This window comes from Geodermatophilus aquaeductus (assembly GCF_900182545.1).
GTDB lineage: Bacteria > Actinomycetota > Actinomycetes > Mycobacteriales > Geodermatophilaceae > Geodermatophilus > Geodermatophilus aquaeductus.
Genome location: NZ_FXTJ01000007.1, coordinates 1 through 13618, shown reverse-complemented (window position 1 = coordinate 13618; position 13618 = coordinate 1). Strand labels below are relative to the sequence as shown.

The 13618-nt window shown below is 75.0% G+C and carries 12 protein-coding genes and 1 pseudogene; 6 read left to right on the top strand and 7 right to left on the bottom strand.

The window, feature by feature from the left end; translation table 11 throughout:
• Positions 1 to 20: 20 nt before the first annotated feature.
• Positions 21 to 794, bottom strand: coding sequence for a methyltransferase domain-containing protein (locus tag FN207_RS16865; RefSeq protein ID WP_142459654.1), 774 nt, complete (start codon positions 792 to 794; stop codon positions 21 to 23).
• Between FN207_RS16865 and FN207_RS16860 the strand changes: the two genes are divergently transcribed.
• The 3 genes from FN207_RS16860 (at position 772) to FN207_RS16850 (ending at position 2506) form a co-directional block, all read left to right on the top strand.
• Complete coding sequence (locus FN207_RS16860) at positions 772 to 1245, top strand: MerR family transcriptional regulator (protein ID WP_221888254.1); 474 nt, start codon at positions 772 to 774, stop codon at positions 1243 to 1245. The genes FN207_RS16865 and FN207_RS16860 overlap by 23 nt on opposite strands.
• Positions 1246 to 1597: 352 nt before the next feature.
• Positions 1598 to 1897, top strand: coding sequence for a thioredoxin family protein (locus FN207_RS16855; protein ID WP_142459653.1), 300 nt, complete (start codon positions 1598 to 1600; stop codon positions 1895 to 1897).
• Positions 1898 to 2116: 219 nt separating this feature from the next.
• Complete coding sequence (locus FN207_RS16850) at positions 2117 to 2506, top strand: ester cyclase (RefSeq protein ID WP_246066124.1); 390 nt, start codon at positions 2117 to 2119, stop codon at positions 2504 to 2506.
• Positions 2507 to 2530: 24 nt separating this feature from the next.
• Here FN207_RS16850 and FN207_RS16845 read toward each other — a convergent pair whose 3' ends face one another.
• The 4 genes from FN207_RS16845 to FN207_RS16830 form a co-directional block, all read right to left on the bottom strand.
• Positions 2531 to 2866, bottom strand: coding sequence for a YnfA family protein (locus tag FN207_RS16845; protein ID WP_142459652.1), 336 nt, complete (start codon positions 2864 to 2866; stop codon positions 2531 to 2533).
• Between the two features lie 475 nt (positions 2867 to 3341).
• Positions 3342 to 3833: a hypothetical protein gene (locus FN207_RS16840; RefSeq protein WP_142459651.1), complete on the bottom strand. Its 492-nt coding sequence runs from the start codon at positions 3831 to 3833 to the stop codon at positions 3342 to 3344.
• A 438-nt stretch (positions 3834 to 4271) separates the two neighbouring features.
• The gene (locus tag FN207_RS16835; protein ID WP_221888253.1) at positions 4272 to 6479 is read right to left on the bottom strand and encodes a heavy metal translocating P-type ATPase; all 2208 of its coding nucleotides are present in this window, start codon (positions 6477 to 6479) and stop codon (positions 4272 to 4274) included.
• 1 nt (position 6480) lies between these two features.
• On the bottom strand, positions 6481 to 6927 hold the full coding sequence (locus FN207_RS16830) for an ArsR/SmtB family transcription factor (RefSeq protein ID WP_142459650.1): 447 nt from the start codon (positions 6925 to 6927) through the stop codon (positions 6481 to 6483).
• Between the two features lie 1426 nt (positions 6928 to 8353).
• Between FN207_RS16830 and FN207_RS27340 the strand changes: the two are divergent.
• The 3 genes and pseudogenes from FN207_RS27340 to FN207_RS16820 form a co-directional block, all read left to right on the top strand.
• Positions 8354 to 8473: pseudogene (locus FN207_RS27340) on the top strand (zf-HC2 domain-containing protein); the annotation flags it as partial.
• A gap of 72 nt (positions 8474 to 8545) precedes the next feature.
• Entirely contained in the window at positions 8546 to 9013 is a 468-nt protein-coding gene (locus tag FN207_RS16825) for a hypothetical protein (protein ID WP_246066123.1), read from the top strand.
• Positions 9010 to 10785: a copper resistance CopC/CopD family protein gene (locus tag FN207_RS16820; RefSeq protein ID WP_185938415.1), complete on the top strand. Its 1776-nt coding sequence runs from the start codon at positions 9010 to 9012 to the stop codon at positions 10783 to 10785. Before FN207_RS16825 ends, FN207_RS16820 begins: the two co-directional genes overlap by 4 nt.
• A gap of 587 nt (positions 10786 to 11372) precedes the next feature.
• Here the strand turns inward: FN207_RS16820 and FN207_RS16815 are convergent.
• Entirely contained in the window at positions 11373 to 12773 is a 1401-nt protein-coding gene (locus tag FN207_RS16815) for a cytochrome P450 (protein ID WP_246066122.1), read from the bottom strand.
• Positions 12774 to 13159: 386 nt separating this feature from the next.
• A partial coding sequence (locus tag FN207_RS16810; RefSeq protein ID WP_142459646.1) for a cytochrome c biogenesis ResB family protein occupies positions 13160 to 13618 on the bottom strand: 459 nt, incomplete at its 5' end.

Sequence of the window (13618 nt, the reverse complement as noted above, 5' to 3'; positions counted from 1 at the left end):
GTGGTCTCACCCCGCCCATCTCAGGGCCGCGTCGCTGCGGTCACGAAGATCGGCACCGCAACGAACAAGCGCCCGGTCTGGGCCCGGCGGGTGTGCTCGGCGGTCCAGACGTCGGCTCGGTCGCGGGTGACGGCGCCTGCGTCGCAGGCAGCGTCCGCGAGTCCGGTGACCAGCGGGAGCATCCTGGTGTCGGTGAGGACAGCGGTGAGGACGTCGGTCGTGACGTCTCGGAAGCCGGCGTCGAGCAGCCACACGTGACTCTGGCGTGCCGCCCGGGGATGGGCGATGGTGTCCGCGCGCGCGTGCACGATCGTCCTGGTCAGACCGGGGTCCACGGAGTCGATCATGATCCCGTCCCAGTCCTGACCCGTGAGCACGATGCGTCCGCGGGAAGCCAGGACGCGCTGCGCCTCCGCCAGCGCCCGGATCGGGTCGTCCACCAGGTGGAGCACCTTGTCGGCCCGGTAGCCCGCCACCGAGCCGGCGGGGATCGGCAGCTGTTCTGCACCTCCGGTGGCGAAGTCGCGGGATGGCCAGCGGCGCCGTGCGACCGCGAGCATCTGCGCGTCGATGTCGACGCCGATGGGCCGGGCCCCACGGTCGGCCAGCTCGGCGACGGCGCGCCCGGTGCCGCATCCCACGTCGGCCACCGACTGACCCGGCAGGAGTCGCAACAGGTCATAGGTGTGCGCGCGCAGCTCCGCTGCGCCGGGCATCGCGTCGATGGCGTCCAGGAGCTGGATGAACGGTGGCTCGGGGACGTCGGACCGGGTGACATCGCTGCTCGTGGACATGCCCGGGATGGTCGAAGTTAATGGTCACGTGAAGTCAAGCCGTGACAGCGCGACGCTCCTGAGCATCGGGGAGGTCGCTCAGCGGTTCGGGCTGCCCACCCACGTCCTGCGGTACTGGGAGTCCATGGGTCTGATGGCCCCCACGCGGGGCGTCGGCGCTCGGCGTGGCTACGGCCCGGACGACCTGTTCCGTCTGGTCGTCGTGCTTCGGGCGAAGAGGGCCGGCTTCGGACTGGAGGCGATCCGCCGGATCGTCACCGCCCAGGAGCCGGCGACGCGCACCGACCTGCTGCGACGTCACCGCGCCCAACTGCTTGATCGCATCGCCGCGGCGCAGGCGTCCCTGGACCTGATCGACGCGGCGCTCCACTGTGAGCACGAAGACATCGCGCAGTGTCCGCACTTCCGCGCGATGGTGGCCGAGGAGACGCAGGGCTTGCTGCGAGGGTGATCGCCTGACTGCCCGTCCCGCCGCCATCGATCAAGTGACGGCGACCTGGTCGGGATCGGAGCACCGGCGCGGACATCCCCGGACCCGCCCAGCATGGCCGTGGGCAGCCGCGTCCCGGTCGGTGTGCACGTGCGCCGTGCTGGCGTCGCGCTGCTCGCGAGGGAACGCCGTGGACTCCGTCCCGCGGCTCGGATTCCCGCGGATTGGCCGGGACCGGCTCACCGGGGCCCGGCGGTGTCGGCCGAGCTACGTGGCGCGATCCCAACCTGGGCACTGGCCCGGCTGCCACCATGGATGCCTAGTCGGTGCCGCGGGACGCGCGTGCGTCGGCGCTCAGGTCTGGGAGGTCAGCGTGGACGTGGTGCTGCTCCACGTCGACGGCTGCCCGAACCGGCGTCCGGCCGACGGGCGGCCACGGGAGGCGCTGGCCCGGACCGGGCGGACCGACATACGCGTGGAGCGCCGTGAGGTCGCGAGTGCGGCGGAGGCCGAGGCCGTCGGATTCCGCGGCTCACCGACGGTGCTGGTGGACGGTCGGGACCCGTTCGCCGAGCCGGACGCCCCCGTCGGCCTGTCCTGCCGCGTCTACCGCACCACGACCAGGCTGGCCGGAGCGCCCACGGTCGGGCAACTGCTCGAGGTCCTGCGGTGAGGTCGCCACGCCGTCGGTTCACGGGGGCCGAGGAGACCCGGGCGTGCGGGTGTTGCGGGCGGGACCGGCCGCGGACCGGGGTCCACGAGCTGGGCAGCACTCCGGGCGTGTACGTGTGCTGGCGGTGCGCACTGTGGATGGTGGCCCGCATCGGCCGCCGGAAAGACCTCGCACCGTGACCGTGACCGTGACCGTGACCACGGACGGGGGGAGGTGGCGGTGAGCGTGGAGGACAACAAGCGGCTGGTCGCCCGCGCGGTCGGCGAGGTGATCAACGGCGGCGACCTCGGCGCGGTCGAGGGGTTGTTCGCGCCGGACATCGCTCGGACGGCGCGGGAGTGGGTGGCGCCGTTCCGGGCGGCGTTCCCGGACGTGCGGATGCAGACCGTCGCCCTGGTGGGCGAGGGCGACAGCGTCGTCGGGCACTTCCGCTGCTCGGGCACCCAGACCGGCCCGTGGATGGGCCGGCCGGCCACCGGGCGGGCGTTCCGCGACGTCCGCGAGGTCTACTGGTTCACCGTCCGCGGCGGCCGCATCGTCGACTGGTGGGGGCTGGAGGACAACGACGACCGCCGCCGGCAGCTGCGCTCCGGCGGTGCCCCCGCCTGACGGCCCCGCCGGCGGCGTGTCCGGTCACGTCGAGCGCGGCGCATACATGATCACCGCGACGCCGACCAGGCAGATGAGCGCCCCGGCGACGTCGTAGCGGTCGGGCCGGAACCCGTCGGCGACCATGCCCCAGGCCAGCGAGCCGGCAACGAACACGCCGCCGTACGCGGCGAGGATCCGGCCGAAGTTCGCGTCGGGCTGCAGCGTCGCGACGAACCCGTAGAGCCCGAGCGCGATCACGCCGAGCCCCATCCACATCCAGCCGCGGTGCTCGCGGACGCCCTGCCAGACCAGCCAGGCGCCGCCGATCTCGGCGACCGCGGCGAGGATGAACAGCAGGATCGAGCGGGCGACCGTCATGGTCGGGAGGGTGCCAGGTGCGGAGGTCGCGGACGTCGCCGTCGCAGCCTGCCTCTCCGGCACACCCGCTTGCAGGTCTGCGCGGAGTCGCGCCGACCCGAGTCTGCGATCGACCGCCTCAAGATGTGTGCAGGTCAGTGCTCTGGAATCCCTGGGCTTCTTGGGACGGGTGCGCGCAGCTCCTCGGGAGTCATCCGGCGAAATGACCAGGGAGCGGCTGCATGGTGATCAAGACCTTCTGGGGACAATTGGGTCCGTGATGGCCCAGTCAGGGGCAGAGATTGCTCGGTCGGCACGCCGCCTCCACAGCACCGCCCGGCGCGGCACGCCGGCGGCCCGGGCGGAGGGTCCAACCCGGAGGGGTCGGGCTCCCTCACCCCCGGGGGATGGATCCCCGGGGTCCGCGTGCACGGGCTGGCCCGGGAGCGGGCGCACCGCCCACGCGCGGTGCGTCACTGGGCGCCGGCGCCGGCGTCTAGTGGAGCGCGGCCTTGAGCACGATCAGGAAGGCGCCGATCAGCGCCACCAGGCCGCCCTGAACCAGGGCCCGGGGAACCGGCGCGCCGGCGAAGCGGGCCGCCCAGTAGCCGTAGAAGCCGATCAACACGAGCCCGCTCCACTTCGCCAGGGTGAACGCGGTGCCGATCTCGATCAGGCCGAGGGCGGCAAGCAGGAAGATCACCGACGGGAAGGCGACGCCGAAGGCGACCGCGGCTGCGGCCTCGAGCATGTGCCGCAGCTGCTGACCGGTGACGCGGTGGCGCTCGCTGGTCTCGGTGCCGACGACCTCGCTGTAGAACTCCGCCAGCGCGACCGCGACGGCCGTGCCCACTAGCCAGCCGATCATCTGTCCGGCGCTGGTCGGGTAGCTCTCCAGCGCGACGATCAGGGCCAGGCCGATGATCGCGCCGTAGATGACGCGGGCGACATTCCTGGAGCCCAGGTGTGCCGCGAGCCTCGTGTGCACGAATGAGAGCGTCGCCACCGGGGCCGGGCGGCGGCATCACCCGGCCAGGAGGATTGCGTGCGGCAACGCGGCCGTCGGAAATCCGCTTCCCCGCAGCCGCTGCTGGACCACGCCACAGCGTCAGGCGGCACGGACTCCGGGCGCCCTACGCCTGATCCAGGACCTCGCCGCCGACGACGTGCCCGGACGTGACCCGCCAGCGCTGCTGCTCGGCCGGGTGCTGGACCGGCACCTGCGTCGACGAAGCAGCGAGAACGTCCGCTGAGACGACCCCGGACCGCCACCCGCCATGTGATCGGTCGCTGCGTCGACCAGCACGTCCACGAATGAATGGGTTCGCGGGCACGGTGCCCCGCTGGTGGCCGAGGACGTGTCCCCGCCACCAGGCCCGGTGCCGCGGGGTAGCGGGTGCCGAGGTCGGATCGACAGGTGGGGCGGTCAGCGGTCCTCGCTGCCGCGCGGGATGGCGGCCGCGTAGTCGCGCCGCGGTTCTTCCTGGGGCGGAGTGGGAACGGTCGGCTGCTCAGGACGGCGTAGTCGGCCGGCGCGGACGCCGTTGGCGATGACCAGGACCTCGGCCAGCTCATGAGTGACGATGACCGTGCCCAGGCCGAGGACACCGAAGGCGGCCAGCGGGATGAGGACGACCAGGATCGCTCCGGACAGCAGCAGGCTCTGCAGCATGATCCGCCGCGCGCGGCGGGCGTGGGCGAGGGTGCGGGGCAGTTGGCGCAGGTCCTCGCCCATCAGCGCGACGTCGGCGGTCTCGATCGCCACGTCGGCGCCCATGGCGCCCATCGCGATGCCGACGTCGGCGGTGGCCAGCGCGGGGGCATCGTTGATGCCGTCGCCGACCATCGCGACCCGGCCGCGGTGGCCCAGCTGCTCGACGAGGGTGGCCTTGTCCTCCGGGCGCAGCTCGGCGTGCACCTGGTCGATGCCGGCGGCGGCGGCCAGGTGGGCGGCGGTGCGCGGGTTGTCGCCGGTGAGCATGGTGGTAGCGATGCCCATGCGGTGCAGCGTGGTGACGGCCTCGGCGGCCTCGGGGCGCAGCTCGTCGCGGATGGCGAGGGCGCCGAGCAGCCGGCCTGCGGCCTCGACGAGGACCACAGTGGCCCCGGCCTCCTGGTGGGCGGTCACGACCGCCGCGAGGGGGCCGGGGTCGAGGAAGCCGGGCTTGCCCAGCCGCGCCGGCCGGCCGCCGACCAGTCCGGTGACTCCCCGGCCGGGCAGCGCCTGGGTGTCGGCGGCGGGGTCGACCGGCGGCTGGCCGGCCGGCCAGGCGGCCAGCACGGCGCCGGCCAGGGGGTGCTCGCTGCGGGCCTCGAGCGCGGCGGCGACGGCGAGCACCTGGTCCGTGCTGCTGGCGGGCAGGGCCTCGATGGCGACCACCGCGGGCCGGTTGCGGGTCAGCGTGCCGGTCTTGTCCAGCGCCAGGGCGCGCACCCCGCCGAGGGACTCCAGCGCCGCTCCGCCCTTGATGAGCACCCCGGCGCGGGTGGCGGCGCCGATCGCGGCCACCACCGTCACCGGCACCGCGATCGCGAACGCGCACGGCGAGGCGGCCACCAGCACCACGAGGGCGCGCTCGATCCACAGCTGCGGGTCGCCCAGGATGCTGCCGAGGACGGCGATCAGGCCCGCGGCGAGGAACACCGTGGGCACCAGCGGGCGGGCGATGCGGGCGGCCAGCCGCTGGGCCGCGCCCTTGCGCTCCTGGGCCTCCTCGACGATGTGCACGACGCGGGCCAGGGAGTTCTCCGCCACCCGGGCGGTGACCACGACCTCCAGCGCGCCGCCCCCGTTGACCGAGGCGGCGAACACCTCGTCACCGGGGCCGACCTCCACCGGCACCGACTCCCCGGTCACCGCGGAGGTGGCCAGTGAGGAGAGCCCGGTCCGCACCCGTCCGTCGGTCGCCAGCCGCTCACCGGGCCTGACCACCAGCACGTCCCCGGGGGTGAGCTCGGCGGGGTCGACCTCGTGTTCGCGGCCGCCGCGCAGCACCGTGGCGCGGGCGGGCACGAGGTCCAGCAGCGCCCGCAGCCCGCGGCGGGTGCGGGTGACCGCGTAGTCCTCCAGCGCCTCGGCGAGGGAGAACAGGAACGCCAGCATCGCCGCCTCGCCGACCGCACCGAGTGCGATGGCGCCCAGCATCGCGACGGTCATCAGCGTGCCGACACCGAGCCTGCCGCGGCGCAGGGCCCGCAGGGTGCCGGGCACGAAGGTGGCGCCACCGGCCAGCACCGCCCCACCGGCGAGCACCGCGGAGGCGACGCCTCCTCCGCTCAGCCACCCGACGAGCACCGAGGCCAGCCACAGCGCCCCGGCCAGCCCGGCCAGCTGCATCGGCCGGGACCGCCACAGCGAGGTGGGTTCGTCGGTGTCGTGGTCCGCGGGTGCGGGCGCCGAGCAGGTCGGATCCCCGCAGCCGTCCCCGCCGGGCGCGGCGGACCGCGGCGACGCCACCGTGGGCGTCCGGGGAGGGGTGCAGCAGGCGCAGCCCTCGCCGCAGTCCTCGCCGGTGGACCGCGGGCCGCCGACGGTGATCGGCCTTGGCGAGAGCGCCGGCAGGTCGGCGGTGCGTCCCCTCACCGGCCGGGCCCGGGAGCCGTCCTCGTCGCCGCCGCAGCAGAGATCCGACATCTCAGGCCTCCTGCAGGTCGACGTCGCCGCGCGGCGCGCCGGAGGGCGAGGTGCCGGCGGGCGCGGTGCCGGGGTCCTCGGGATCCGCGGTGCTCGGCGCGTCGACGGCAGGCGGGCCGGAGGGCGCGAGCATGCAGCGGCCGGTGGCGGTGAGCCGATAGATGACGAGCTTGCCCTCCCGCCGGGAGGCGGCCAGCCCGGCCGACCGCAACACACGGACGTGGTGGGACACCAGGTTCTGACTGGCCCCGCAGATCCAGGCCAGGTCGCAGACGCACAGTTCCCCACCGGTCAGCAGGGCGGTCGCGATGCGCAGCCGGACAGGATCTCCCAGGGCCTTGAAGCGGGCGGCGTGGGTCTGCGCCTCGTCGATCTGCGGCAGGGTGGCCCGGACCTGCTCGGCGTGGGGGAGGTCGAGGCACAACAGGTCGCAGCGATCGGGGCCCACGGGTACTCCTCCGGCTTCGCCAGGTGCGGACTAGGAGCCCGAGGCTAGAACATCCCAACACTCGTTGCGACGTTGTGCCGTCGGCGTTTGGCTACCCGACCGTCTTCCTCCTCGGCCGGGGAGAGGGCCACGAGGGCCCGGCACGCGACGGGGATACGGTGCCGGCCAGCCGCCGATCGCGCCGCCGCCCCCGGCGGGGGCGGCGGCCGTGACCTCGAAGCAGTAGCGGTTACGTTTGCTGGGATTGGTCGGTGAACGGCCGACCGCGGCCAGACCGTCGCTCCGTGCTCGAGAGATCGGCGTGCCGCACGACAGTGCTCCCGTCCGCGCAGGGCGAAACCCGAGGAATGACGACGATGATCCGATCTGCATCGCTTTCCGACCGGCTGGGATCGCTGGTCCGCGGCCCCGCGGTGCGCTCACCGCTGCGGTGGCCAGGTGCGGCGGCTGGGTTCGTCGCTGCTGCTGCGTACGTTCCGGTCATCCCCGCACAGTGGGACGCGGCGGCCTACCGGGGTGTTGTCGCTGTCCTCTGCGTGGCCGGTCTGCTCCTGCTGGGTCTGCTCCTGCTAATCCGTGACGCACCGGCGGTCTACGTGGCCGCCTCCCTGCACTGCCGCGTCACGGTGCTGGGCCTCGTCTTCACGCGCTTGGTGTCCCCGCTTGAGCGAGGTGGCAGTTGGCTGGACGTGCTCGACGTGGTGTCGCTGCTCTCGGCCGCTGCCATGGCAGTTCTGTGCGGGGCCGTGATGGCGACGCACCGTCGAGGCAGCCGAGCAGTTCCTGGAGCGTCACGGCCGACGTCGGTGACGCCTCGGTGAAGGACGCCCAGGCGCGCGCAGGCAGGCGAACCCGGGAACCGGTGGGCCGTGCCAGGACCGGGTCACCGCCGCGCTCGGGCCGGCCGCGCGGCATGGTCCTCGGCTGCTGACCGGCGACCGCCGTGGAGTTCCCGTGCTGACGAGGACGGGAACTCCACGGCCGCCGGGGACGACCATTGAACCGTGACTGACTGTTCCACTGGCCTGGTGCGACGCGCCGCGACCCGTGGCGGTGGGCGCGCTCGGCCTCTTCCTGGTGGGCCAGGCCCGGCCGGCCGCGACGCCGAAGCCTCCTCCGCACGGCCGGCGCCGGCGGTCCCCGTCGCTTCCGCGCCGCCCGCCCCGACGACGACGGTGCCGAGCGCTCGGGCCGCCACTGGGCGGCCACCGGCTCGTCGGCCGGGGCGGACTCCACCTCGTCTGCCCCGCCGGAGGCGGCGGCTGCGACGACCGAGGAGTCCTCGGCCACCCGGATGGACCGTCGCCGGTGTGGTCGTGATGGCTGCGGTGCTCGCCGGAGTGCCGTGATGCTGGCGACGGCGCGCCGCGAGCCAGCGGCGACAACGAATCGCTGAGCGATCCACGGCGTCGAGAGGTCGAGTGCGTTGAGTGTCGATGACCGAGGCAGGCGGTGCGCCGGCTTCCGTGAGGCGATCTCGGCGCGACTCGACGGCGAAGCGCCCGGGATGCCGGTCGCCGATCTCGATCGCCACCTCGCGACGTGCGTAGCCTGTGCTGACTGGAGCGGCCAGGCCGCACAGGTCACCCGCCGGGCGCGGATCGTCCCGGCGCGTGCCGTGCCCGATCTGACGGTGGCCATCCTGGCTGCCCTCCCGTCGTCGCTGACCACGGCGGCCTCCGTCAGGTGCCGAGTGCTCGGCACCGCCCTGCGGCTGGCGCTGCTGGCCATCGGGGTGGCTCAGGCCGGGCTGGCCTGGCCGGCGCTGCAGCGGGGCGCCGGCGCCATGAGTGCGCCGGTGCACATGGCGCACGAGACCGGAGCGTGGAACCTCGCCGTGGCGGTGGCCTTCCTCGCGGTGGCCGCCGCACCGAACCTGGCGGCGGGGGCGCTGCCGTTCCTCGCCAGCTTCAGCGTGCTCCTGGCGGCCCTCACCCTGTCGGACCTGGATGCGGGATGGGTGCACGTCGAGCGGGCGGTCCTGCACGTCCTGGTGCTCGTCGGGGTGGGGCTCGTGGCGACCGTGGCCTGGCGGGGACGCCGACGTCGGCGCTCCGCCGCGTCCGGGCGGGAGGCGGTGGCGTGAGGCGCCTGTTCGCCGTGGTCCTGCTGCTGGTCGTTGCGGTCACCGGTGGCGTGCTCGTCGACGTGGCCACCGCCCGGCCGGCGTCGGCACACGCCACCCTCGCCACCACGACACCCGCCGAGGGGGTCCGGCTGCCCGCCGCACCCTCCGAGGTCACGCTCGAGTTCACCGAAGCGGTGGAGCTCGGCGCCGGCTACGCACGGGTGCTGGCGCCCGGCGGGGAGCGCGCGGATGCGGGCGGGGCGGCGGTGGACGGCGCGGTCGTGACCATCCCGCTGCGCGGCGACCTCCCGGACGCCAGCTACGTGGTGACCTACCGGGTCGTCTCGGAGGACTCCCACCCCATCGCCGGGGCCTTCGCCTTCGTGGTCGGTGACGGCGAGCTCGTGGCGCCGTCGCCGGTCACGAGCGCGCAGGACGTCGATCCGGTGGTGGCCGGTGCCCTCCCCGCCGCCCGGTGGCTGGGCTTCACGGGCGTGGCGCTCGGGCTCGGCGTCCTGGTGTTCCTGCTGGTCTGCTGGCCGGCCGGCTGGGGCGTGCCGCTGATGCGCCGGCTGACCTCGACCGGCCTGGCCGCGGTCGTCCTCGGCGGGTTGCTGACCGTCCTGCTGCAGGGCCCCTACGCCGCCGGCGCCGGGCTCGGCTCCCTGCTCGACCCCTCCCTCCTGGCGGCGACGACGTCCTCCGCGTTCGGCGTCACGCTGCTGCTGCGCGCGTTCTGCGCGCTGCTGCTGGCGGCGGCGCTGGCGGTCGGCTGGCGCCGGGGGACACGCCCCTCGGCGGTCCTGATCGCCGTCGCGGCGCTTCCGGCCGCCGGGCTGGTGCTGGCGACGGCGGCCGTCGGTCACCCCGTCGCCGGCCCGCTTCCCGCGCTCGCCGTGTCGATCACGGCCGTGCACGTCGCGGCGATGGCCGTGTGGCTGGGCGGCCTGACCGCTCTGCTGACCGGTGTGGTGCGCCCCGGCGTGCCCCCGGCGGCGGTGGCCGCCGCGGTGACCGGCTACTCCCGCCTGGCCTTCTGGGCGGTCGCGGCCCTGGTCGCCACCGGCGTCCTGCAGTCGGTCCGCGAGGTCGGGTCCCTCGTCGCGCTGGTGACCACCACCTACGGCTGGCTGCTGGTCGCCAAGCTGGCGCTGGTACTGCTGCTGCTGGCCGCGGCCGGGGTCTCCCGGGCGTGGGTGCTGCAGCACCTGGGCGATCCCCGTCGGCGCCCCGGTGGTCACCGGGTCACCGCACACGCCGTGAGCGCCGAGGCGGGGGACACGGTGGCTCGACCCGCCGCGGCGACGCGGCGGCCGGTCGAGGCGGCGACGGCGGACCTCGGTGCCCTGCGGCGCTCCGTGCTGGGTGAGGTCGCCATCGGCGCGGTGGTGCTGGCCCTGGCGGCGGCGCTCGTGGGGACCCCGCCGGCGCGGTCGCAGGTCGCCGAGCCGGTCGACGTCACCCTGCCGCTGCGAGGGGAGGACGCCTCCTCGGCGGCCGGCTCGGTGCAGATCACCGTCGACCCGGCCGCCACCGGGCCCAACACGCTCATGGTCTACCTCTTCGACGAGGCCGGGCAGCTCGCCCAGCCGCAGGAGATCCGCGTGACCCTGACCGAGTCCGCACAGGAGATCGGCCCGCTCGAGGTCGACCTCGTGCCCAGCGGCCCCGGCCACTACATCGCCGACGAGGTGTCCCTCCCGACCGCCGGCGCATGGACCGTCACCGTCTCGGTTCGCCTGGACGAGTTCACCGCCGCCACGGCGAGCACGGACTTCGCCGCGCGCTGACGTCGTCACCGACGGCCGGACCTCCCGGTGGCCGGACGGGCCAGGGGTGCCCGGACGCCGGGCGAGGAGGCCGGGCGGCCGCGGTCCATCGACGCCGAGGTCGACGCGGGCCACCGGGGCCGGGCCGAGGGCGACCGGGCGCGGGCTGTGGACAACCGAGCGCGGGCTGTGGACAACGGCGCGCGGGTCGCCGAGCGACCGGCCGCAGCAGCGAGGCACCGGGGCCCGCCTCGACCTGCCGCGGCGGATCGGGCGGACCCGGATCGAGCCTGCCGACGTGAGGCGGAGCTCCACCGGCGTCACCGTCACTCGCCCCGCGGGTGATCCGGGCGGCCGGGTGCTGATGCGCGTCCGCCGACGCCGCTCGCGGTCGACTGCGGCCTCGCCACATCGGCCGCATGGCCGACCGGCTCCGGTGCCGACCTCGGCCACCGGCCGTGCCGGCCGGCATCGGTGGCCACCGGGGTCTCCCGGCCGACCGCGTCCGGCCGGCCCGCGGAGCCCCGGCCGGTGCCCGTGGTGCGCTGGTGCGGCCGCCGTCCCCGGCCGGGATCGCGGTCGGGTGCCCGGCTGGCTCTGCCGGGTGGTCAGAAGGAGACGGGCAGTTCCTCGACGCCGTAGACGAAGGAGAGGCGGCGCCAGGCGAGCCGGTCCTCGGGAACGGCCAGGGCCAGATCCGGAAAGCGGCGGAGGAGAGCGGGCAGGACGATGCGCAGCTCCAGGCGGGCGAGCTCGGCGCCGAGGCAGCGGTGGATGCCGTGGCCGAACGCGAGGTGACCACCACCGCCGGGTGACCGGGCCGGGTCGAACCGGTCGGGTTCCGGGCTGGCCCAGAGCGGGTCGCGGTCGGCGCCGCTGAGGGAGACGGCGACGACGTCGTCCTTGCGCACCGGGCAGCCGAACAGCTCCAGGTCCCGCTTGGCGAAGCGTGGGAAGGCCACCTGGACCACTGTCAGGTAGCGGAGCAGTTCCTCCACAGCGCGCTGGACGTCGGCGCGGGAACCGTCGCGGACCAGGGCGGCGTGGGCGGGATCGCGCAGCAGCACCGCGGTGCCCATGGAGATCGTGCTCGCGGTGGTCTCGTACCCGCCGGTGACGATGCCGTCGACCAGGCCGGCGAGTTCGTTGTCGGAGATGCTCTCGCCCTCGGCCCGCAGGATGCGGCCGACCAGGCCGGCGCCGGGGTCGCGGCGCTGGCGGGCGACCACGTCGAGCAGCATCGCCTTCTGCTCGGACACCGCGCCGAGCGACGCGGCGGTTCCGCCGGTGGCGTCGAAGCGCTCGGTGCCCAGCCGGACGAAGGCGTCGTGGTCGGCGTCGTCGAGCCCGAGCAGCGCACAGATCACGTCCATAGGGACGCGGGAGGAGACGTGCGCGGCCAGGTCCGTCGGCGATCCGGCGGCGGCGAGCTCGTCGAGCCGGCGGGTCACGATCGCTTCGATCATCGGCTCCAGCGTGGCCAGCCGGGCCCGGGTGAACTCCGGGGCCACGAGCCTGCGCAGCCGGGTGTGGGACGGCGGATCGGTGAAGCCCAGTCCGCCGACGTCGGCGGCCGAGCCCTCGCTCGCGTCGCGGAACAGGTGCCGCATGTCGTTGCTGTAGGAGTCGCGGTCGGCGAGGACGGCGCGGGCCTGCTGGTAGCCGGTGACGAGGTGGACGGCGAAGCCGAAGGGCAGGTCGAGCCGCTGCACCGGGCACCGCGCGCGCAGCTCCGCGAGCTCGGGCACCGGGTCCGTGCCGGTGCGCAGCAGCGGCAGCCGCGCCGCCTGCGGGAGCAGGGTGAGCGTGGAGAGGTCCAGGCCGTTGCTGCGGATCCGCCGCTGCACCAGGCGGCCCAGCCACGCGGTGATCAGCGCCCGCGGGCCGCTGGGGCGCCGCACCCGAGGAGGGACCTCCGACGTCGGCGGGGCGGCCGGTGCGCCGCGGCGGCCGGCCCGGCCGGTGAGGCGGAGCAGGGGCCAGCGTGGTGGGGGATCGGTCATGCGCATGGGTGCCTCGTCGTCGTGGCTCGGCCGGCTCCTGCGGGTCGAGCGGGAGCGCGGCCGGGTGGCAGGTCGGGCTGGCGGTGAGACCGGCGGCCGGTGAGATCGGCGGCCGGTGAGATCGGCGGCCATGGGGGAGCTGGTCCGGACCGGCCGCCACCGATCGGCGGCACGCCCGGTCGTCACTGGAACCTACGGTGCCGCCGGCCTGCTCGTCGCCAGGCGAGGGGAGGTGTCCGTCGTGGAGCGACCGTGCAGCGCGTGGGCGGTGACGACGAGCGCGACGGCGACCAGGAGGACCGCGGCCGGCCGGCGCAGCCGGGACCGGCCGGCGGTTCCCGAGGGCGTCCGGGCGGCCGGGCCGGTGTGGGGGAGGGGCGGGAGGGCAGGGCTCAGGCTCCGCGGGCTCGTTCCGGCCGGCCGTTCCCGAGCAGGCCGGTGAACAGGGCGCCGAAGCGCTCGTGGTGCTCGCCGCTGCCGCCCCGGGCGAGTCCCGCCAGCGACACCGTCGCCGACCGGCCGCCGCCGGCATCGGCCGCCGGCGCCTCGGCGATGCGGGCGAAGACCCGTTCCCGGCGCACCAGCAGGGTCACCATGAGCCCGAGCAGCATGGTGATGGCGCTGATGAGGACGGCGACCTGTCCCGGGTCGTGCGAGACCTGCAGGGCCGCGAACTCCCGGTACCCGTCGAAGCGCACGACCGTGCCGTCGTCGAACGTCGCGCTCTGCCCGACGCTCAGGTTGGCCTCGCCGATGCGGTTCAGCGCTCCGACGTCGATCTGCCGCTGGTCCAGGGTGAACACCGACTGCGGATCGCCGCTGTCCAGCCCCAGGTAGCCGCGGTAGCCGAT